This is a genomic window from Magnetococcus marinus MC-1 (genome assembly GCF_000014865.1).
Classification (GTDB): domain Bacteria; phylum Pseudomonadota; class Magnetococcia; order Magnetococcales; family Magnetococcaceae; genus Magnetococcus; species Magnetococcus marinus.
Window position 1 is genome coordinate 4,267,700 of record NC_008576.1, and the last position, 19,904, is coordinate 4,287,603.

The 19,904-nt window shown below is 56.1% G+C and carries 20 protein-coding genes; 6 read left to right on the top strand and 14 right to left on the bottom strand.

Going from position 1 to position 19,904, the window contains the following annotated elements:
- Window positions 1–44: 44 nt before the first annotated feature.
- The 6 genes from MMC1_RS20660 to coaBC all read right to left on the bottom strand — a co-directional run bounded on the left by MMC1_RS20660 (window position 45) and on the right by coaBC (window position 4,675).
- Window positions 45–620 carry a molybdopterin biosynthesis protein gene (locus tag MMC1_RS20660; RefSeq protein WP_011714958.1) on the bottom strand — a complete coding sequence of 192 codons (576 nt, stop codon included), beginning with the start codon at window positions 618–620 and terminating at the stop codon, window positions 45–47.
- Window positions 621–632: 12 nt separating this feature from the next.
- Window positions 633–1,568: a cysteine synthase A gene (cysK, locus tag MMC1_RS17485; protein ID WP_011714959.1), complete on the bottom strand. Its 936-nt coding sequence runs from the start codon at window positions 1,566–1,568 to the stop codon at window positions 633–635.
- A gap of 63 nt (window positions 1,569–1,631) precedes the next feature.
- Entirely contained in the window at window positions 1,632–2,327 is a 696-nt protein-coding gene (locus tag MMC1_RS17490; protein ID WP_011714960.1) for a HesA/MoeB/ThiF family protein, read from the bottom strand.
- Between the two features lie 4 nt (window positions 2,328–2,331).
- Window positions 2,332–2,793 carry an RrF2 family transcriptional regulator gene (locus tag MMC1_RS17495; RefSeq protein WP_011714961.1) on the bottom strand — a complete coding sequence of 154 codons (462 nt, stop codon included), beginning with the start codon at window positions 2,791–2,793 and terminating at the stop codon, window positions 2,332–2,334.
- Between the two features lie 158 nt (window positions 2,794–2,951).
- The gene (gene dut, locus MMC1_RS17500; RefSeq protein WP_320407282.1) at window positions 2,952–3,422 is read right to left on the bottom strand and encodes a dUTP diphosphatase; all 471 of its coding nucleotides are present in this window, start codon (window positions 3,420–3,422) and stop codon (window positions 2,952–2,954) included.
- A gap of 32 nt (window positions 3,423–3,454) precedes the next feature.
- On the bottom strand, window positions 3,455–4,675 hold the full coding sequence (coaBC, locus tag MMC1_RS17505; RefSeq protein ID WP_011714963.1) for a bifunctional phosphopantothenoylcysteine decarboxylase/phosphopantothenate--cysteine ligase CoaBC: 1,221 nt from the start codon (window positions 4,673–4,675) through the stop codon (window positions 3,455–3,457).
- Window positions 4,676–4,939: 264 nt separating this feature from the next.
- Here coaBC and queF point away from each other — a divergent pair, with 264 nt between their 5' ends.
- Complete coding sequence (gene queF / locus MMC1_RS17510; protein WP_011714964.1) at window positions 4,940–5,326, top strand: preQ(1) synthase; 387 nt, start codon at window positions 4,940–4,942, stop codon at window positions 5,324–5,326.
- A gap of 152 nt (window positions 5,327–5,478) precedes the next feature.
- Here the strand turns inward: queF and secB are convergent, their stop codons facing one another.
- From secB to rpsT, 3 genes are all read right to left on the bottom strand, one after another.
- Window positions 5,479–5,952 (bottom strand): protein-export chaperone SecB, encoded by a 474-nt coding sequence (secB, locus tag MMC1_RS17515; protein WP_011714965.1) that lies wholly within the window; start codon window positions 5,950–5,952, stop codon window positions 5,479–5,481.
- A gap of 66 nt (window positions 5,953–6,018) precedes the next feature.
- Window positions 6,019–7,737: a DEAD/DEAH box helicase gene (locus MMC1_RS22305; RefSeq protein ID WP_011714966.1), complete on the bottom strand. Its 1,719-nt coding sequence runs from the start codon at window positions 7,735–7,737 to the stop codon at window positions 6,019–6,021.
- Between the two features lie 408 nt (window positions 7,738–8,145).
- Entirely contained in the window at window positions 8,146–8,424 is a 279-nt protein-coding gene (gene rpsT / locus MMC1_RS17530) for a 30S ribosomal protein S20 (RefSeq protein WP_011714967.1), read from the bottom strand.
- Window positions 8,425–8,645: 221 nt separating this feature from the next.
- On the opposite strand from rpsT, the gene murJ reads away from it, so the two are divergent.
- A complete protein-coding gene (murJ, locus tag MMC1_RS17535; protein ID WP_011714968.1) occupies window positions 8,646–10,235 on the top strand; it encodes a murein biosynthesis integral membrane protein MurJ in 1,590 nt (529 codons plus the stop codon).
- Between the two features lie 60 nt (window positions 10,236–10,295).
- Here the strand turns inward: murJ and MMC1_RS17540 are convergent, their stop codons facing one another.
- A complete protein-coding gene (locus MMC1_RS17540) occupies window positions 10,296–10,502 on the bottom strand; it encodes a hypothetical protein (RefSeq protein ID WP_041641395.1) in 207 nt (68 codons plus the stop codon).
- Window positions 10,503–10,907: 405 nt separating this feature from the next.
- Here MMC1_RS17540 and MMC1_RS17545 point away from each other — a divergent pair, with 405 nt between their 5' ends.
- Genes MMC1_RS17545 through ispH form a run of 3 tightly spaced genes read left to right on the top strand, consistent with a single transcriptional unit; the run spans window position 10,908 to window position 13,576 of the window.
- A complete protein-coding gene (locus MMC1_RS17545) occupies window positions 10,908–11,846 on the top strand; it encodes a dihydroorotate dehydrogenase (RefSeq protein ID WP_011714969.1) in 939 nt (312 codons plus the stop codon).
- Window positions 11,847–11,856: 10 nt separating this feature from the next.
- Window positions 11,857–12,648 carry a thermonuclease family protein gene (locus tag MMC1_RS17550; protein ID WP_011714970.1) on the top strand — a complete coding sequence of 264 codons (792 nt, stop codon included), beginning with the start codon at window positions 11,857–11,859 and terminating at the stop codon, window positions 12,646–12,648.
- A gap of 4 nt (window positions 12,649–12,652) precedes the next feature.
- Complete coding sequence (gene ispH, locus MMC1_RS17555) at window positions 12,653–13,576, top strand: 4-hydroxy-3-methylbut-2-enyl diphosphate reductase (protein WP_011714971.1); 924 nt, start codon at window positions 12,653–12,655, stop codon at window positions 13,574–13,576.
- A gap of 100 nt (window positions 13,577–13,676) precedes the next feature.
- On the opposite strand, the gene MMC1_RS17560 is transcribed toward ispH, so the two are convergent.
- The 4 genes from MMC1_RS17560 to MMC1_RS17575 all read right to left on the bottom strand — a co-directional run bounded on the left by MMC1_RS17560 (window position 13,677) and on the right by MMC1_RS17575 (window position 17,918).
- The gene (locus MMC1_RS17560; RefSeq protein ID WP_011714972.1) at window positions 13,677–14,264 is read right to left on the bottom strand and encodes a Tll0287-like domain-containing protein; all 588 of its coding nucleotides are present in this window, start codon (window positions 14,262–14,264) and stop codon (window positions 13,677–13,679) included.
- A 261-nt stretch (window positions 14,265–14,525) separates the two neighbouring features.
- Window positions 14,526–16,067 carry a diguanylate cyclase gene (locus tag MMC1_RS17565; protein WP_011714973.1) on the bottom strand — a complete coding sequence of 514 codons (1,542 nt, stop codon included), beginning with the start codon at window positions 16,065–16,067 and terminating at the stop codon, window positions 14,526–14,528.
- 310 nt (window positions 16,068–16,377) lie between these two features.
- Window positions 16,378–17,193 carry a class I SAM-dependent methyltransferase gene (locus tag MMC1_RS17570; RefSeq protein ID WP_011714974.1) on the bottom strand — a complete coding sequence of 272 codons (816 nt, stop codon included), beginning with the start codon at window positions 17,191–17,193 and terminating at the stop codon, window positions 16,378–16,380.
- 107 nt (window positions 17,194–17,300) lie between these two features.
- Window positions 17,301–17,918 carry an inorganic pyrophosphatase gene (locus MMC1_RS17575; RefSeq protein WP_011714975.1) on the bottom strand — a complete coding sequence of 206 codons (618 nt, stop codon included), beginning with the start codon at window positions 17,916–17,918 and terminating at the stop codon, window positions 17,301–17,303.
- A 278-nt stretch (window positions 17,919–18,196) separates the two neighbouring features.
- Between MMC1_RS17575 and MMC1_RS17580 the strand changes: the two genes are divergently transcribed.
- Window positions 18,197–19,828, top strand: a complete 1,632-nt coding sequence (locus MMC1_RS17580; protein WP_011714976.1) for an alpha-D-glucose phosphate-specific phosphoglucomutase — start codon at window positions 18,197–18,199, stop codon at window positions 19,826–19,828.
- The last annotated feature ends 76 nt before the right edge of the window (window positions 19,829–19,904 follow it).

Genomic DNA, 19,904 nt, shown 5'->3' on the forward strand with positions numbered 1-19,904 from the left:
CGGAATCGAGCCGCTCTACGCAGCTGCCCATGGCCCTGTTTGCCTTACAGACGGAACAGCTCACCCTGGGCCACTTGGCCGCCCAGTAGCGCTTTAAGCGCCTCGGTTGCTGCCACACAGCCAAGCCGATTGAGGCTAAGTTGCGCCAATGGGGTCGCCGCATCAACCGAGACCGGCACCGTTGCGGGCAGCTGGCCACCCCACAGCACGCCACCCTCCCCACACCCTAACACCGTAAGCTGCCAAGGCAGGTGTGGATGGGTTGGCGCCACCGCGAGGGGTGAAAAACAGAGCATGCCATCACCTGCACAAAGCGACCCCTGCTCCACCACCGTATCCTCATTCAGGCAAGCCAATTGTGCCCCAAGCTGCGCCACATTTGCGCCAGGAGGCAGGCCCAGCACTGCCTCGCCTGGGGTAATGGGCTGCTGGGGTAGGGCCTGCACGAGGGTAATGCGCCCCACCCCAGCCGCAACCAGATAGATCAACGCCGCCGCCCAAGCTGCACCCCGCCCCACCAACACGAGGTGGGCTTTCAGCAAGCGCTGCTGCCCAATCCCGCCTATCCCATCCAGCAGGATGTGGCGGGCATAGCGGTTGATCTGTGCCTCGCTAAACATCCCTGGTTGACCTTAGGGTAGCTGTGAGGGAAACAGCTCGGTGGAGAGATAGCGTTCCGCAAAGCTGGCTAAGACCAGCACAAACCGTTTGCCTGCGTAGCGGGGTGTACGGGCCAGTTGCAGCGCCGCCGCCACCACCGCCCCTGAGGAGATACCACAGGCGATACCCTCTTCTCGGGCCATGCGCCGGGCCACTTCAAAGGCTTCTTGATCCCCCACCCGCACCACCTCATCCATCAACTGGGTATCCAGCACCCGTGGCACAAAACCGGCCCCAATACCCTGGATTTTGTGCGGGCCGGGCATGCCCCCAGAGAGCACCGGAGAGGATTCGGGCTCCACCGCCACCACCCGTAACTGGGGTATGCGTTTTTTCAGCGTGCGCGCCACCCCGGTTAAACAACCACCGGTGCCCACGCCGGCCAAAAACAGGTCCAATTGACCATCGGTATCCCGCCAGATCTCCTCAGCGGTGGTGGTCTCATGGACCGCTGGGTTGGCGCCATTATCAAACTGGTTGGGCATAAACCCTTTGTCGGTCTCCGCCAGCAGCTCCTGGGCTTTATCAATGGCTCCCTTCATGCCGTCCATGGCCGAGGTTAACACCACCTGCGCGCCCAGCAACTCAAACAGCTTGCGCCGCTCCATGGACATGGACTCTGGCATCGTTAATACCAATTGATAACCCCGCGCGGCACAGACAAAGGCCAGGGCGATGCCGGTATTGCCCGAGGTTGGCTCAATAATCAACGTATCTTTAGTGATCAGCCCCTTAGCCTCGGCCTCTTGGATCATCGCCAGACCAATACGGTCCTTGAGCGAAGCCATGGGGTTGAAATACTCCAATTTAACCAGAATCTCAGCATCCAACCCTTGGCTGATGCGATTCAGGCGCACCAGCGGCGTGTTGCCGATGGTTTCGGTGATATCGTTATAGATTCGACCCATTTCTGCACCTATAAATGGCTACGATGGTTGTTATGCAAGCCATCATCCTAAAACCACAATTGGTCACTCTACCTGTGCCAACCCTTGATGGGCCATACCACAGCCACACCCTGGACGTGCATAAAACCGTACCACACGACGTACCCCACGCCGTAGATCCACCGTATAGAGCTGCCCATGCAGCAGCTCGCCCACACCCTGCCTAAGGGTGTAGAGCTGTTGGGCCATGATGGCACCGATCTCACCCACCCCGCTGCCCAAGACCCCGGCCCCCTGACAGGTGGGCGCCTCGATGCTGGGTGGGGCTTCAAACAGACAGCGCAGACAGGGAGAACACCCCGGCGTAACCGTCATCACCTGCCCACGCCAACCGGTAATCGCCCCATGCACCAAGGGTACCCCAGCAACCAAGGCGGCATCATTGGCGGCAAAACGGGTGGTAAAATTATCGCTACCATCCACCACCAAGCTGTGCTGGGCAAAGCGGGCCACCATCGCCTCGGGCAGTAGCCGCTCGGCCATGCACTGGATTTCGCTACCGGGAAAGCGCCGCGCCATCTGCGCCGCCAACGCCTCGACCTTTAACTGCCCCACATCCCCTTGGTCATAGATCACCTGCCGCTGTAGGTTAGAAAGCTCAACCCGATCAGCATCCATCACCGCAAAGCGGCGCACCCCCAACAGACCCAGGGCCAACGCCGTGGCACTGCCCAAACCACCTGCCCCCAGCAACAGGGGTATCGGCCCGTGCGCACTCAAGGGGTTAAATGGTGTAGGTGATACGGTTATAGACCTCACTGGGCACCCCATTACGGAATGCGCGGTTGGTCAAATCCTCCACCGACACCTTATCCATCATCACCAAAATCTCTTCTTGAAACTCCCCCCACACGGGGCGTATCACCGCCGTTCCAATGGGGCCTGTGGCCACATCAGAGGGTAGGCCATTGTTGCCCTCATCACCCAGTTCCATAGCGACCCGGGCAATATCCCCCACGCTAATTTTACTGCGCTCCTTAGCCAGCAGATAGCCCCCCTTTGGGCCACGAATGCCCTTGAGAATACCGGCTTTAACCAACCGCTGCATCACTTGCTCCAGATAACGCTGGGGCACCCCCTGACGGCTGGTTACTTCACGTATCTGTACCGGTTCGCCACCGGAATTATAAGCGATATCCACCACCGCCTCGATGGCATAAAGCAGCTTTTTAGAAAACTTCAACACGCCCTCACTCCTTCTTAATGGTCTTGCCTGCTGAACAGCATCGGCCCTCCACCTAAGCTGTTCCAAGACCGCTATTCACCGGTGTGGGAGGTCCAACCTCCCAACATTGATGAAAAATAACGATGCGCGCGCACAAGTGCGGCTATCCCAGCCCTACCTTATCGCCCGGTATGGCCAAAACCACCGCTACCACGGGAAGTCTGGCTTAAACGGACTGTGCTTAGCCAATCCCCCCGTAACACCGGGGCAAACAGTAGCTGCGCAATACGCTCGCCCCGCTGTACGGTAAAGCTCTCCTGCCCCAAATTGATTAAAATCACCCCCACCTCACCCCGATAGTCGGCATCAATGGTGCCCGGCGCATTGAGCACCGTTACCCCATGCTTCAGGGCCAATCCTGACCGGGGGCGCACCTGCGCCTCATAGCCTGGGGGTAGGGCCATAGCCAGACCCGTCGGCACTAAGGCCCGCTCACCGGGAGCCAGAGTCAGCGGTTTATCCACGGCGGCCATCAAATCCATGCCCGCCGCCAATACAGTCTGATACTTAGGCAGCGGCAGCCCCTCACCATGGGGCAACTGCTGCAAGGCCACTGTAATATGCGCCATCTTGGTGTTTGTCTCTCTCATACCGCGCTCCTCATCCACCTTGATTACCCCCTTTACGCCGTTTCCATACATGCGGCCAGACGCTCCATCAGCTGTTGGGCAATCTCATCTTTACGGCACCGCGCCCACGACTCCACCGCATCCTCCCCTGGACCTAACACCATCACCTCATTATGGGTGGCATCAAAGCCGATATCCTGGCGCGAAACATCGTTGACCACCAGCAGGTCACACCCCTTACGGCGACGTTTTTCCGTGCCGTGCTGCAACAGCTTTTCGGTCTCAGCGGCAAACCCGACCAACCACTGCCCCGGCTGTTTATTTGCCCCTGCATAGGCCAAAATATCGGGGTTTTCCGTCAACGACCACTGGATCTGCTGACCCCCTTGGGCCTCTTTTTTCAACTTTTGCGGGGCCACCTGTAGCGGGCGGTAGTCCGATACCGCCGCACTCATAATGGCCGCATCGCTTTGTGGCCAAGCCACCTGCACCGCCGCCAACATCTGTTCCGCACTCTCTACTGCCACCGGCAGCACACCCCTAGGCGGCGGGATACCACAGGGACCATGCACCAACGTAACCTGCGCCCCCATACGTTGTGCCGCCGCCGCAATGGCAAACCCCATGCGACCACTGGAACGGTTACTGATAAAACGCACCGGGTCCACCGCCTCGCGGGTGGGTCCTGCCGTAATTAAAATACGCCGCCCGGCCAAACGTTGCGGGGTGAGCACCCCTTGGGCAGCCTCTATAATGGCCTCGGCTTCGGCCATGCGCCCCGGTCCCACCTCGCCACACGCCAGGGAGCCACTGGCTGGCCCTACCATGTGAATCCCATCCTCACGCAGTTGTGCCACATTGCGCTGGGTTGCCGGATGTAACCACATGGCGCTGTTCATGGCTGGGGCCAGCAGCACCGGCCCGCGCCGCGCCAACAACAGGGTGGTGAGCAGGTCATCCCCTAACCCCTGAGCCATACGCGCCATTAAATCAGCCGTGGCGGGAGCCACAATCAACAGATCGGCCTCTCGCGCCAACCGTATATGACCCATCTCCCGCTCTTGGGTCAGGGAAAAAAGATCGTCATACAAGGGTGCCTCAGAGAGTGCCGTCAAAGAGAGCGGTGTCACAAATTGCAGCGCCGCAGGGGTTACCACCACCCCCAACAAACAGCACCCCAACTCGCGTAGACGACGGATAAGCTCCAAAGATTTGTAGGCGGCAATTCCACCACTTACTGCCACGACAAGCTTTTTACCCTGCCAAAAATCCACAGCCACACCTGCCCACTGTTTGGAGAATAGCCCCTTTTCCCTTTGCAATTATCCACTATTTTTTGTGTAAGTCAAATCCATTACCACCAAAGATTGCGTGTTTAAGAAACGATTTAACCCACCCTAATGACCAACCACAGCCTCAACCCAAACCATGCAGAGGTGGAAAAGCGCCGCACCTTGCATTAGAATGACGCCCAACCGTGCCCCCCTCACCCCCCGTGGGTGGGAATGGCCACCTTCATTCCATAAAGAGGAATCGCCATGTCCAGCCCCGAAAAGGTGGAGCCCCAGCGCGCTATCCTGGAGAGCTTTGCCAACCCCAATCCCCAACGGGATTATGAAATCGACATGCACTGCCCCGAGTTCACCTGTCTCTGCCCCAAAACCGGACAGCCCGATTTTGCTGATTTTCGCATTACCTATGTGGCCGATGAGAAGTGTATTGAGCTAAAGTCGCTTAAAATCTACATGTGGAGCTTTCGGGACCGAGGGGCCTTTCACGAGGCGGTCACCAACCAGATTATGGATGATCTCATTGCCGTCTGCGATCCTCGCTACATGCAGGTACAGGGTGCCTTTTACGTGCGCGGGGGCATTACCACTACCATCACCGTTGAGCACCATAAAGAGCGCTCCACAGAGGCATAAGCCGCAAGCCCTACCGCCCATTACCCAGCCATACAGGTTAAGCCCTGCTTTGCGGGGAGGCGGCCAACCCTTTGGCCCATGGGCTTGAAAGATAAAAAAAGGGGGGCGTGTGCAACACGCCCCCCTTTTTTTGTATCTTGAACCTTCGCAGATCAGGCTTTCTCGCCCTGCTGGGCGGCCTTCTGCTGCTGGGCATGGTGGAAAAGGGCCGCAAAGTTGATGGGATCCAGCACCATCGGCTTATAGCCCCCCTCCAACACCACACTGGAGATGACTTGACGCACGTAGGGGAACAGAATGTTGGGGCAGTCGATACCCAACACCATGGGAATATGTTCGCTGGGAACATTTTTCACCATGAACAGACCCCCATAGCTCACCTCAGCCATAAACAGGATTTTGCCATCTCCAGAGGCGACCTTAACATTGACCTCCAGGCTAACCTCATAGTGGTCATCGTCCTTTTGGGTCGCCTTGGTGTCTAAATTAAACTCAGCCTTGGGCTCGGACTCCACCGAAAAGGACTCTGGGGCGTTGGGGCTCTCAAAGGAGAGATCCTTTAGGTAGAGTTTCACCACATGAAAGATGGGGGCCTCCGCCTTAGCGGCCTGTTCATTCTCGCTCATGAATCTTCCTCACAAAAATTAGGATTTAATGTGACAGCCCCCCTCAGCAAAGGGCTGAAAATCATCTTACGCCTCACCACCCGTAGCCGGCGTTTGCACCCCAGGCTTACGACGGCGTCGGCGCCGCTTTTTCTTAACCGCTTCGCCACCGCCCTCACTGCCCGCAGGCACAGCCACATGAGCCGCCGCAGCCGGTGTATGATGAGAGGGCTTCGCCCCCTGGCTGACCCCACCAGCCGTGGAACGGCTACCACCTACCGCACGACCCGCACCAGCACGACTACCACTGCCCGAACGGCTGCCGCCACTACCGGCACGACCACCACCGCTACCCGAGCGACTGCCGCCGCTGCCGCTACGGCCACCACCGGTACGACGCATATCCCGCTCGCTGCGGGGCCGTGGTGGCGGACGCACCAGATCGGCAAACAGATCATCCTCAGCCCAGACAATCGGGATGGTCATGCCAATATAGGCCTGTACCGCTTCTAACGAGTAGGCACCCTCTTCATCCACAAGAGCAATGGCATCACCCCGATTACCGGCCCGGGCGGTGCGCCCAATGCGGTGTACATAATCTTCGGCATTGTCCGGCAGGTCATAGTTGATCACATGGGTCACCCCATCAATGTGCAGACCACGACCCGCCACATCGGTGGCAATCAGGACCGGATATTCGCCATCCTGAAACCGCTTGAGCACCTTTAGGCGCTTCATTTGCGGTACATCCCCAGAGAGATAACCCGCTTGAATGCCATTGGCCTTCAACCAACGCTCCACCCGCTCCCCAGCCCGCTTGGTATTGACAAACACCATGCTACGCCCCGGTGGGGTTTTTTGTGCGTTGGCCAAGGCCGCCTCGGCTGCACGGGCGGCATCCTCGGTATCCAGATCATCCGGGTGGGGCACAAAGGGTTCACTCTCGGTGCTGGGCTCATCGCCACTCAACATGGCCCCATTGGGTTCAACGATTTCATCACCGTTGTCATCCAACTCAAGCATGGCTGGCTGGCTCAAATCAATGCCCTCATGCTGCAAAATATCCCGCAGCAACCCCACCAAGAGCGCAATCTTCTCATCACCGCTCACATGGTAGAGCTTTTGCTCCACCCGCTCCGCCGTTTTCACATCCACCGTGGTGCTGAGCACCTCGGGCATGTTCATATATTCGTAAGACATCTCCTGGGCACGGTAGGAGAGGGTCGCCGAAAAGAGCATAGAAAGCCGCTCACTATAGTGGGGCAAGCGGCGCAACATGTAGCGCAGATCATCAATAAAGCCCATATCAAACATACGGTCGGCTTCATCCACGATCAGGACTTCGACCCCTTTGAGGCCGTAGGCATTTTGCTTAAAATAGTCGATCAAACGTCCCGGCGTGCCCACCAAAATTTCCACATCCTCCTCCATAAGGATGCGTTTTTGCTTTTCATAATCCACCCCACCGTAGACACAGTGCAACTTAAATTGGGTGTGGGCGTTGAGCAGTTTGGCGTCCGACTCGATCTGTGCCACCAACTCGCGGGTAGGCGCAACAGCCAGAATGCGCGGCAGACTTTGACCAGCGGGTTTCCCATGTTTGCGGGGGTGTGTGACCAGATGAGAGAGGGCGCCAATCAGAAAAGCAGCGGTTTTGCCGGTACCGGTTTGGGCTTGTCCAGCGACATCTTTACCGGCCAAAGCCAGTGGCAAAGTTAAGGCTTGAATGGGGGTACACTGGGTAAAACCACAGTCGCGTATGCCGGCCAAAACCGGTTCGGGAATGGGGAGTTCCGTAAATTCCATGGGCATCTATCCTGCCGCTAGAGCGTTGATACGCAAGGGCACGGATGCGCGGGGGGTGGAAAAGGTCACCTGAAAAGGGACGAAGTTGAGGGGTGAGTCGCTTTGCTAAACAGAAGGACACCCCTTTTCAGAAAACCTCTCCGCAAAGGCACTCACAGAGCCGCAAGGCTGGTAGGCCGAAGAGTTTGCCGAATCTCTCTCCCACCCTGTGCATGCCGCACCCCTCGACACGCCGTGGCCGGGGATGAACCTTTATACATGCCGTTGGGACACGACTCAATCTTTCGGCAAGAGTTTAGCCGCAACAAACGGGGCAAAACCGCTGTTCTGCCCCGCCTGCGCGGCTAAGATCCTGTGTGACCCAAGAGATAGCAGCACCCAAGGGCACCACTTATCTGCAAAGCCTGCTCAGCTGGCCGCTGCAACCGCCAATTTTTTCACATGGCTGTTCAGGCGTGCAATGCGGCGCGATGCCTGATTGGTGTGGATTACGCCACGCTGTGCCGTGCGCGAAATCACCGAGGTGGCGTCCCGCAGGGTCTGTTGAGCCAGCTCGACATCACCAGCCTCGACAGCGGCGAGCACCTTTTTAGCGAAGGTACGCATACGCGCTTTGTCGATGCGGTTGGCAACGGTGCGCTTGGCGGATTGACGAATGCGTTTCAGGGCGGACTTGTGATTAGCCACTTGACCTACTCTCCGGTTTCAATCTTACTGTTGTGCAAACAAACCGTCATCTGGTGCCCGCCTATTTGCGCTCGCAAATGATACGCAGCGGCGGAAACAGGGGCACATGACGATAGAAAGTACCTGTTCCGATGAAACGGGCAGAATAGGTAGAGATGGAGCAATCGTCAATCCTTTTTTACCTTCCCGTTCATTTTCCTTCATCTTCCCGCCGGGAAACCATGCCTGTGAGCCTACCCTCCTCTGCCCATAATCAACGCCGTGGTTTACTACGTGCGGTTGGAACGATCAGTTTTTATACCCTTTTATCGCGCATACTCGGTTTTATTCGCGATATTGTCATCGCCCGCGGCTTTGGCGCGGGCATGGGCGCGGATGCTTTTTTTGTCGCCTTAAAACTGCCCAACTTTTTACGCCGCCTCTTTGCCGAGGGGGCCTTTAGCACCGCCTTTGTACCGGTGTTTGCCGACTATTTGGCCGCCGGTGACACCCAGCAAACCCAGCGGGCTGCCCAGGCGATCTTTACCCAACTGTTGCTGGTTTTGATGGTGATTGTGGCCCTGGCACAACTTTTTATGCCCTGGTTGATCATGGCCGCCGCACCGGGTTTTCTGGACCAGCCGGATAAATATCAGCTTACCGTGGATCTAACCCGCATCACCTTTCCCTATATCCTATTTATTTCGCTGGTAGCCTTGGCGGGGGGCATTCTTAATAGCCATCAGCGCTTTGCCGTACCAGCCGCCACCCCCATGTTGCTCAACCTCTCTCTCATCGGCGCGGCGCTGTTCCTTACCCCCTACGTGGAGCGCCCCGCCGAGGCCCTCGCCTGGGGCGTTTTTTTAGGGGGGGCCGCCCAGCTATTGGTGCAGTGGCCCGCCCTGAAACAGATCGGCTTTACCGTGCGCCTGCGCTGGGAACCCAAACATAGCGCCATTGGGCGTATTTTGCGGCTCATGGGGCCCTCGATCCTGGGGGTTTCGGTGGCACAGGTTAATCTGCTGTTTGACATCCTGCTGGCCTCTTTTTTATCCAGTGGGGCGATCTCCTACCTCTATTACGCCGACCGCCTTGTGGAGTTCCCCTTGGGCTTGATCGGCATCGCCATGGGCACCGCCATTTTACCGGCACTGTCGGCCCACGCCGCTAAAAACGATGATGCCGCCCTCAACCATGACCTGGATTTCGCGCTACGCTTGATTTTTCTGATCAACCTACCCGCCATGGTGGGGTTGATCATGCTGCGCGAGCCCATTTTGGCCCTGCTGTTTGAGCGGGGCGCCTTTGGCAGCGAAACCACCCACCTCACCGGCAACGCCCTATTCGCCTATGCCATGGGCTTGATGGCGTTTGCCAGTGTTAAGGTGTTAGCCCCTGCGTTCTACGCCCGCAAAGATACCAAAACCCCGGTGCGCATCGCCATTATCTGCATGATCACCAATATGTTTCTCAATGTGATCCTCATGTTTCCATTGGGCTATGTGGGGCTGGCGCTGGCCACCACCCTCTCAAGCTACCTGAACATGCTGCTGTTGTTACGGGCGTTAAAAAAGCGTACGGGCTTTAAACCCCATGGGGGCTTTTTCAAGGTACTGCTCAAAGGCACGCTGGCAACGATGATGATGGCGGCGGGGATCTGGGCGATGCATGGTCATGTTTGGCCACACGGTGGCGATGTAACCACCACCCAGCGGGCCGTGGCTCTGCTGCCCACCATTGGCGTGGGTGTCGCACTCTTTTTGCTCACCGCATGGCTGCTAAAGCTGGAGGAGTTGCAGATGTTGGTGGGATTGCTCAAACGCAAAAAATGACCACAAAGCCCCGTCGCCTACACCGCGCACGGGGCTTTTTATCCTGTCATAGCGTGCCCGCTAGCCGCGCAAACGGGAACGCTTAGCGCTGTATAGATACTGCTCATAACCAGCAACCGCCTTGAGCAGGGGGTCCAGCACACTGTCTACATGGGGAGAGAGTGGCATCTCCAACAGATCGTGAATGCGCACCAGCGCCTCTTCATAACTCTCTAAGTTGTCAATAACCACTGACGATCCTGTATACATCATTTGTTGGCTACCCATGGTTGCCTCTCCTACACATCTCTTACAGACCCTTTTTTATGGGTGCTAAAAAGGGGAAAAAAGGATGCATGTTTTGCACGATTCTGTACGTCGATATCCATTTCTAAAAGCAAAGGCCGGGCCAGCCTTTGCCATTTTTTCATCCCTTTGAATCTTCAGATGTTACCCATTCACCCTGGGGTATACACCCTTATACGAAGAGAGACTGCTCCCGTTGGGGTGGGCAAAAATAGCAGCATCTCTGCTTTTGTTCTATGGATTATATGTAACAACTCTGCTTTTATTGTGTGAAATCATGTCGACCGCTCTTTTTTGCCAAGCCACACCCCCCTATTCTCCCAGGCCGCTAAATTTGTTACCATGGCCTGCGCCCTTGACCACCTTGAGCTGTAGGAGTTCCCAGACGTGACCAGCCAGAGCCCCATCGCTGTTGAAGTTGCCGGTATTGCCATGCGTACCCCCCTGGTGCTGCTCTCGGGCTGCGTTGCCTTTGGCGAGGAGCTGCTCACCCTGGAAGGGTTTGACTTTAAGGCCATCGGTGCCATCTGCCTAAAGGGCACCACTTTAGAGCCCAAACGGGGCAACCCCCCGCACCGACTGGCCGAAACCCCTTGTGGCATGCTCAACGCGATCGGCCTGCAAAACCCCGGCGCCCGCGCCGTGGTGGATGAGATTTTACCCCGCCTCTGCGCGCAGATCGACACCCCATTGATCGCCAACATCTCTGGCTCCACCACCGAGCAGTATGGCGAAATAGCGCGTATCTTTGATCAAAGCCCGGTGGCCGCCATCGAAATTAATATCTCCTGCCCCAATGTCAAAGAGGGCGGTATTGCCTTTGGTTCTGATCCTGATATGGCCGCCGCCGTGGTGGAAGAGGTGCGCCGAGCCACCACCAAACCCATCATCACCAAGCTCTCCCCCAACGTCACCGACATTACCACAGTGGCCAAACGGGCCATTGAGGCCGGTAGTGATGCGCTGTCGGTCATCAACACCCTGATGGGTATGGCCATCGACCTCAAAAAGCGCCGTCCCGTGCTAGGCAACCTACAAGGGGGACTCTCTGGCCCTGCGGTTAAGCCGGTGGCCCTGCTCAAGGTGTGGCAGACCTATCAACTGGCCCGTCAGCACCAGATCCCCATCATCGGCCAAGGGGGTATCGCCTCGGCTGACGATGTGCTTGAATTTTTTCTGGTCGGGGCCTCCGCCACCGGCCTCTGCACCAGCCTGTTTAAAGATCCCCTGCTCCCCATGCGCATCGCCCAAGCCCTGCACCAGGGTGTTGCCGAACAGGGGGTCACAAACATTGCCCAGCTCACAGGCACCCTTAAAACCGCATGAGGATACCAATATGTTATCACATTTGCGCACACCTGTGGCGCTGCTCTTTTGTTTTATCTTACTGGGCCAAACCATGACTGGCTGGGCTGCGGATCAGGCACTCCCCCGTCACGCCGTCCCTACAAGCGTGATTGATGGCGACACCTTTACCATCCCCCATGTGGGCCGTATCCGTCTTATGGGTATCGACACCCCAGAGCTGGAGCATGAGCGCCTACCCGCCGAACCCTATGCCCAACAAGCCAAACATCGCGCCACTGAACTGCTTATGCGTGGTGGACAAAGCGTTAAATTAAGCTTTGCCCCGCAAGGGCGCTCGCGGGATGTCTACGCGCGACCACTCTGTTATGTAGAGCTTGCCAATGGTCAGGATCTCGCAGAACAACTGCTGGAAGAGGGGTTGGCCATTGTCTACCCCAGCGCCGATTTAAACCGCTACAAACGCTACAGCAAAGCCGAACGCCGCGCCCGCAAAGCCAAACGCGGCGCATGGCTTGAGGGGCATTGGCTGGTGGATCATACAGAGGCCCGTCACCATGTAGGGGCCTATCGCATTGTCGGCGGCACCATCCTAAACGTTGACCAAAAGGGGGGTTGGATCTACCTTAACTTTGGTAAAAATTGGCGTGAAGATTTTACCGTAACCATCAGCCATCGGGATTGGCTGGCCCACTTTCGCAAAGTTCTTGGTCCCTTCAAAGAGCTGCAAGGGCGCTTTGTGGAGGTGCGGGGCCGCATTGGCTGGCGCAATGGTGCCTCCATCCGCGCTTATCATCCCTACCAACTGCAACTGGACCAATAAAACCATGCGTATTCTATTAGCGGAACCACGGGGATTTTGTGCCGGGGTTGATCGGGCCATTGCCATTGTACTCAAAGCGCTGGAAAAATTTGGCCCGCCCATCTATGTCCGCCATGAAATTGTGCATAACCGCTGGGTGGTGGAGCATCTACGCAACCAGGGTGCGGTGTTTGTGCATGAGTTGGATGAAATCCCCGATGGTGCGGTAGCCATCTACTCCGCCCATGGTGTCTCTAAAGCGGTACAAGCCGAGGGCGAGCGCCGTCCGTTGCACATTTTGGATGCCACCTGCCCACTGGTCGACAAGGTCCACCGCGAGGCCGAACGCCTGGATCATGACCACTACCAAGTGCTGCTCATCGGCCATGCCGGGCACCCCGAGGTTGAGGGTACCATGGGCCAACTGCAACAGGCGCGCATGAAACTGATCTCCCATCCCGATGACGTTGCACAGTTGCGGCTAAGTAACCCGCAAAAGGTGGCCTACATTACCCAAACCACCCTCTCGGTGGATGAGACCCGAGCGATGGTGGCGCAACTTAAAGCCCGTTTTCCCACCATCAAAGAACCGGCTAAAGAGGATATCTGTTATGCGACCCAAAACCGCCAAAATGCGGTCAAAGCATTGGCGCAAGCATCGGATCTTATTCTTGTTTTAGGGGCACCAAACAGCAGCAACTCAAACCGTTTACGCGAGGTGGCCGAACAGCACGGCTGCCGGGCTTTCCTGATTGAAAACGCCAAAGATGTGGAAATACAGTGGCTTGAAGGGGTTGAGACCCTGGGCATTACCGCCGGGGCTTCGGCACCGGAAATCTTAGTCGAAGAGCTGCTGGCGCATTTGCACGCAGAGCAGCACCAGGTGGAACTGCTCTCGGTCACCAAAGAGTATTTGGCCTTTCCACTGCCCTTAGAACTGCGGGAGTAATCTCGTCTTTACGGGCAGGCCCTACCATGCTTCATTGTAAAAAAGGCCGGTATCCTTAAAGGATTCCGGCCTTTTTTACACTTGCTTGAACACAGCTTGACTATTGAATCTCTTTTTTCAACGTAAAGGCCCCGCGAATCTGGCCCTCGGTATAGCCACGTGCCTTATCTTCGGGATAGAGACGGTTGAGTGTGATCTCAACCGTTGGATCAATCTTCTCCCCATGACACGCTAGGCAGGGCTTGGCGGCGGTGGGAATCGCCTTCATATAGCGAAACACCTGCTTGCCATCCATGCTCACCACCTCGTGATGCTCCATCTTGGCGGGATCCTCACCTGCGGCCAAGCGGCTCTCAAAGCTCTCCAACACCCCAAGCTCCCAGGCATCGGGGGCATTATCCGTATTGCGCAGTTTCAGGCTGGTGCGCCCCACCGAACCGCCGTAGCTGGCAGAAGCCTGTTTGGCAATGCCCGTCGCCGCAGTGTTGCACACCGTCATTGCCGCATTGGGTCCACCGGCCTTCATACCTTGCATCAAGGTACCTTTAAGTTTGCCAAAGAATTGTTTAACCGCATCGCGGCTTTCAGCCAGGAGTGCCGCCTCATCCGTTGCCAAGGCTGGCCCTGCGGCCAACAGCGTCATTAGGGCCATGGCCCCTACCATCTGCGCTTTACGGGTCATTTTCATCTTTATGCACATCCCTTAATATTATTTTGGAGTTGGGTTGGTTTCTGGATTGTTGTGCCACTCAGCCAACAAACCTCGACTGCAAAGACCTAACATCACGGATAAAGTTTCCAGCCTACGCCCAAAAAAAGAGGGCTCTCGCCCCCTTTTCTGACCTAATCACCCTTTGAACGCCGCTGCTTGCGCTCTAAAGCGGGTAAGCCAACGGCCCCATGACGCATTCACGCGCGCCCATGGTTTCATTGGAGAAACCCCCACCCATTATCCTTTAAAGAGCAGATGGACAGCGGGTTGCTCCTCCTTATCTTCAGTCTCGCTGGCGGAGTGGCTGATAACCCGGTTACGGCCCTGCTCTTTGGCGCGGTAGAGGGCCATATCCGCCTTCTCTACCACATCATCGAAGTCGGTACCATCGGTGGGAAACTCAGCCACCCCGATGGAGATGGTCTTTTGCAGACAGCCCCCTGGAACGTTGATCTTCAGGCGCTCCACCGTCTCACGAATTTTTTCGGCGATCTGATTGCCCATATGGGGCCGCTCATTTTGCAGCACCACCATAAACTCTTCACCCCCATAGCGCACCACCAGATCCGAGGCGCGGGTCTGCTGCATCAATACCCCAGCCAGCGACTTGAGCACCGCATCCCCCACCTGATGGCCGTGGGTATCATTGACCATTTTAAAGTGGTCTAGATCCATCATCAATACCGACAGGAACATCTCTTTACGCTGCGAGGAGGCCACAATGGTACGTTCGTACTCCTCCAAAAAGCGGCGGTTGTTTAGACCGGTGAGGGGATCTTTCAGGGCCGATTCCCGCAGTTTTTCCATGAGCCGTTTGGATTCGATAACCGACGAGGACTCCCGCAAAAAGACCTGCAAAAAGGGGATAATATAGGGGAACATGACGGCCATGTCCGGTTCCACCACCAACTGCACCACATTACCCACCGTGCCCGAGTGCAGCACCGGCATACAGTAAAAGCCCAGTGGATGATCCGAGTCATTGTAAAACTGGTTGCAGATGTTGGGCTGCTCCACACCGTCCACAATGCGGCCCGTGCGTTGGGCGCGGCACAACTCGGCTCTAAACTGCACCTCTTGCCGGCACCAGCGACACATCCCCTCTTGCTCGCCATTGACCAGCACCGGGTGCATACGGTTTTGGCTGGAGGAGACCTCATAAATGGTGTAGCGCTCCAAGCCAAATTTATTTTGGATGATATTACCGATGCGCCGGTAAACCTCGACCTTGGTGAGATCTTCCTCAATTTGTTGTTTAAATTGAGAGACCTCCACCAGTGACTCCACCACCTCCACCGCCATGGTCAGCTTGTTGGTCTGACCTTCGGCATGAAAGTTGGTGAGCTGCACCACATCCTTATTAATGGCATCCACACCCAGATGCAACTGGTCCATCAGGCCATTGAGCTGGACGGCAATCTCTCCCACGCGACCGGGACAATCGGAACGGGCGCGGACATCAAAGCGTCCCTCGCGGGCACAGGTCACCACGCTATAGATGCTCTCTAACATCAATTGCGAAGGACGCACCCAGCGACGGTAGACCAACATCAGCAACAGTATGACAAAAAGCCCAAACAGCACGAGGCCGCCGGAGCTAATCACCAATACCGCCGGTGAGGTCCATTGAGAAGATGTGGCAACCTGAGATTGCGGTACGCTAGACCAGCCTATAAACTGTGCATCGGCGATGAACAGATAGAAAATCAGGCCAGCCAGAAGAGCAATCCCCCCCAACGTCAGCTTTTGCAAGCCGCGCTCTGTCAATTTGCTTTTCATGGCTCAAAAACCCGGTGGTCAGGTGATCAATGTTGACCATTGATCCTGCGCGTCGAGACATTCAACTCCCCTTGTTCTTAACCACTAGACCTGTATTGGCCCTACCGGGGATTCTATTTTTTACGAGAATTGACGCGATCACTCCCATCTATTTCAATCTACCGTGCGTGGGCCATAACACAAGCAAAAACGTATCTGTTGCTGTCTATTTTATGAACTATTTTCTATTGTATATTTTAAAATATCATTATAATTACCACCCATTAGTTGTAATTTAGCCGCTTTTCTGGTTATTTCAACCACTAAACCCCTACGTTCTCCCTATTTTCAGTACAAGCCCTCCATTGGGCTGTCGCTGGGCTCTAAACAGCGCCTCTGGGTGGTTTGGGTCACAGGCAAAATGGATAAAAATGTTTTGGCTGTAGCAAGCAAAGCCCACCGCACCCCACAGTTCCGCCAAGGCACGGGCGGTATAGAGGGTACCATGCCCATTGCGGGGAGCTAGATAGGGCCACTGCAACATTTCTTGAGCGCTGGAAAAAGTATTTAGGGTGGTACTAAACAGCACCAGCCCGCCGGGTTTCAGCCATTCAAGTAAGCGTTTTACCGTGTCGTGGGGATGGACCAGATGTTCAAACACCTCAAACACCGTGATCACATCATAACGTGCGCTAGGCGGTGCCCCCCCTTGGGGATCAAAGGGATCATAAGCGGCGACATGGTAGCCTTGCTGCTGCATTAACTGGGCAAAAAGCCCCCCACCTGAGCCATAATCCAACAGGCTGATATGGGATCTTTGGGCCGCCAACAGGCGATGCACCAGCTTGGCGCATTGGCTTGGTCGTTGATGGGCGTAGTCGGTATCAATTTTTTCATAATAGTCACGATTATAGACATAGCTCAGAAAATCGTCGTGAGCAAAGGTATCAAAATGGGGGGTAAACAGCAGCCCACACCCCCCACAGCGGTAGTAATAGACCGGAATGCCTGCCAGTGGCAGATAGAACCCCCGCACATTGGCGGATGTCTTTGAAAAATCCACAACCCCCAACAATGTCGCCTGCCCCGCACAACAGCGGCACGCCAAGTGGGTGGGATGGGGCGCATGATGTAAAGCAACGCTCATAGGGAGATCCAGAGATTCACGTTGAAGGCGTCACTTAAGCCTTGCTTAACGCCAAAAAAAACGGGGCAACTACGCCCCGTTTTTTTTATAAACCATGTGGGCTAAGCTTAGCCACCATACATATCGATGTAGTCGTCACAGGCCGCCTTAATTACCTTCAGCGCATGTTCACGACCATAGGTCAGGTCCACCGTAATCTCATTTTCGTGGCCCGGCACCATTTTATAGGTCGAAAAGTAGTGGTGCAGACGCTCCGTAAGTACCTTGGGTACCTCGGTAATATCCTTCAAACCGCCCCATACGTTATCGTTGGCCAACACCGCGATAATTTTATCATCGGCTTCGCCACCATCAATCATCTGCATACCACCCAACACACGGGCGTTCAAAATCACCTCGGTCTTGTTGATCGGGCGCTCGCTGATGACACAAATATCCAACGGATCCCCATCACCCTTGGTGGAGTTGGGGGAGAGCGCCTTAACCCGACCACCGCAGTAAGTACGGGGCACAAAACCATACAGCGCAGGGGGCTGCGAAGAGCTACGGTGGGGACGATCCACCCGCAGATAGCCAGAGGTCTTATCCACTTCGTACTTCACCATATCGAAGGGGGTGATCTCAATGTAGGCATGCACCACTTCGGGAAACAGATCTTTTGGACCAACATCAAGACCGTGCCAGGGGTGGGGACGCCAACGGTAAAACGCAGAGGGGAAAGACATGGATTGCAGACTCCTTGGCTTGGAGATTTCTGTTTTGTGATGCTCGGAGAATGCCTAATATAGATAGATGTGTCAATAACAAGCTCCCTGATAAGGGGTATGCACCGCATTGATAGGCATATATATCCTGCCGCATATGCACCCATGGTGTGCGACTATCCGGTTAGCAATTGATGAAGAAATGGTAAAAAACCGCCCCTACATGCAGATGGTTGTTTTCTCCTGAGCCCATTGTCCCTACTATTCATAGAGCATCCCAACCCTGTATCGGAGCGAACATGAGCATTCAGACCAAGATCACCACCCCTTTTGACGATCAAAAGCCCGGCACCTCCGGACTGCGTAAAAAGGTTAAGGTGTTTCAACAGCCCAACTATCTGGAAAATTTTGTTCAATCCATCTTTGACACCCTGGAGGAGTTTCAGGGCAAAACCTTGGTCTTGGGCGGGGATGGCCGCTACCACAACCGTGAAGCCATTCACACCATCCTGCACATGGCCGCCGCCAATGGCTTTGGTAAGGTCTTGGTGGGGCGCGGCGGTGTGCTCTCTACCCCGGCGGTCTCCCATTTAATCCGCAAATACGACGCCTTTGGTGGCATCGTGCTCTCGGCCAGCCACAACCCCGCCGGGCCTGATGGGGATTTTGGCATCAAATATAATGTCTCCAACGGCGGCCCCGCCCCCGAGAGCATCACCAACGCCATCTTTACCCACAGCAAAGCGATCACCCAATACCGCATCTGGTCGGATACCGAGGTGGACCTAGACTATCTGGGGGATTCTGAGATCGGCAACATGGTGGTGCGGGTCATCGACCCAGTTTATGACTATGCTCAATTGATGGAAGAGCTGTTTGATTTTGAAGCCATCCGTGCTCTCCTAAAGGGCGGCTTTCGCATCTTGTTTGATGCCATGCACGCCGTCACCGGCCCCTACGCCCGGGAGATTCTGGAAAACCGCCTCGGTGCCCCAGCAGGCACCGTGCTCAACGGCGTGGTCAAAGACGATTTTGGCGGCGGACATCCCGACCCCAACCTGACCTACGCAGCCGATTTGGTGGCACGTATGTGGGCCGACGATGCCCCCGATTTTGGCGCCGCCTCCGATGGCGACGGCGACCGCAACATGATTTTGGGACGTAAATTTTTTGTCACCCCCAGCGACTCCCTCGCCGTGTTGGCCGAAAATGGCACCTGTGCCCCCGGTTACGCCCGGGGCATTGTGGGGGTAGCCCGCTCCATGCCTACCAGCCAGTCGGTGGACCGGGTTGCTGAGAAGAAAAATTTCGCCTGCTTTGAAACCCCTACCGGCTGGAAATTTTTTGGCTCATTGCTGGATGCCGGCAAAGCCACCCTCTGCGGTGAAGAGAGCTTTGGCACCGGCTCGGACCATGTACGCGAAAAGGATGGTCTATGGGCGGTGCTCTTTTGGCTCAACATTTTGGCCCATCGCAAAACCTCGGTCGAGGCCGTGGTGAAGGATCTGTGGGCCATTTATGGCCGCACCTACTACGCCCGCCACGACTATGAGGATGTGGATTCCGCTGCGGCCAGCACACTCATGAGCGAACTACGCGCCAACTTTGCCACCTTAACCGGCCAAGTGCATGAGGGCTTAACCATCAAACTGGCCGATGAGTTTGGCTACACCGATCCCGTCAATGGGGAGAGTACCATCAAGCAGGGGGTACGCATTCTGTTTGTCGATGGCAGCCGCATTGTCTTTCGTCTCTCCGGTACCGGCACCTCGGGGGCTACCCTGCGTATCTATCTGGAGCGCTTTGAGCCCAACCCCAGCCTTCAGCACAAGGATGCCCAAGAGGCGCTGGCCGACCTCATTCGCATTGCCGATACCTTGGCGGGCATCAAACAGCACACCGGGCGTCAGGCCCCCACCGTCATCACCTAAGCGGGCTCACCCGCACGGAGGGGGGGTGCCTGACGCCCCCTCCCAAACCATGCGCCATGCAACACCCGCCCCTGCT

What these genes read in the sequence shown, in the direction of transcription:
- MMC1_RS20660 (WP_011714958.1), bottom strand. Translation starts at nt 620, where the DNA reads ATGTTTAGCGAGGCACAGATCAACCGCTATGCCCGCCACATCCTGCTG.
- queF (WP_011714964.1), top strand. Translation starts at nt 4,940, where the DNA reads ATGTCCAGCCCCGAAAAGGTGGAGCCCCAGCGCGCTATCCTGGAGAGC.
- dut (WP_320407282.1), bottom strand. Translation starts at nt 3,422, where the DNA reads ATGAGAGAGACAAACACCAAGATGGCGCATATTACAGTGGCCTTGCAG.
- MMC1_RS17540 (WP_041641395.1), bottom strand. Translation starts at nt 10,502, where the DNA reads ATGGGTAGCCAACAAATGATGTATACAGGATCGTCAGTGGTTATTGAC.
- MMC1_RS17550 (WP_011714970.1), top strand. Translation starts at nt 11,857, where the DNA reads ATGTTATCACATTTGCGCACACCTGTGGCGCTGCTCTTTTGTTTTATC.
- cysK (WP_011714959.1), bottom strand. Translation starts at nt 1,568, where the DNA reads ATGGGTCGAATCTATAACGATATCACCGAAACCATCGGCAACACGCCG.
- MMC1_RS17565 (WP_011714973.1), bottom strand. Translation starts at nt 16,067, where the DNA reads ATGAAAAGCAAATTGACAGAGCGCGGCTTGCAAAAGCTGACGTTGGGG.
- MMC1_RS17570 (WP_011714974.1), bottom strand. Translation starts at nt 17,193, where the DNA reads ATGAGCGTTGCTTTACATCATGCGCCCCATCCCACCCACTTGGCGTGC.
- ispH (WP_011714971.1), top strand. Translation starts at nt 12,653, where the DNA reads ATGCGTATTCTATTAGCGGAACCACGGGGATTTTGTGCCGGGGTTGAT.
- MMC1_RS22305 (WP_011714966.1), bottom strand. Translation starts at nt 7,737, where the DNA reads ATGGAATTTACGGAACTCCCCATTCCCGAACCGGTTTTGGCCGGCATA.
- MMC1_RS17580 (WP_011714976.1), top strand. Translation starts at nt 18,197, where the DNA reads ATGAGCATTCAGACCAAGATCACCACCCCTTTTGACGATCAAAAGCCC.
- MMC1_RS17575 (WP_011714975.1), bottom strand. Translation starts at nt 17,918, where the DNA reads ATGTCTTTCCCCTCTGCGTTTTACCGTTGGCGTCCCCACCCCTGGCAC.
- MMC1_RS17560 (WP_011714972.1), bottom strand. Translation starts at nt 14,264, where the DNA reads ATGAAAATGACCCGTAAAGCGCAGATGGTAGGGGCCATGGCCCTAATG.
- murJ (WP_011714968.1), top strand. Translation starts at nt 8,646, where the DNA reads ATGCCTGTGAGCCTACCCTCCTCTGCCCATAATCAACGCCGTGGTTTA.
- secB (WP_011714965.1), bottom strand. Translation starts at nt 5,952, where the DNA reads ATGAGCGAGAATGAACAGGCCGCTAAGGCGGAGGCCCCCATCTTTCAT.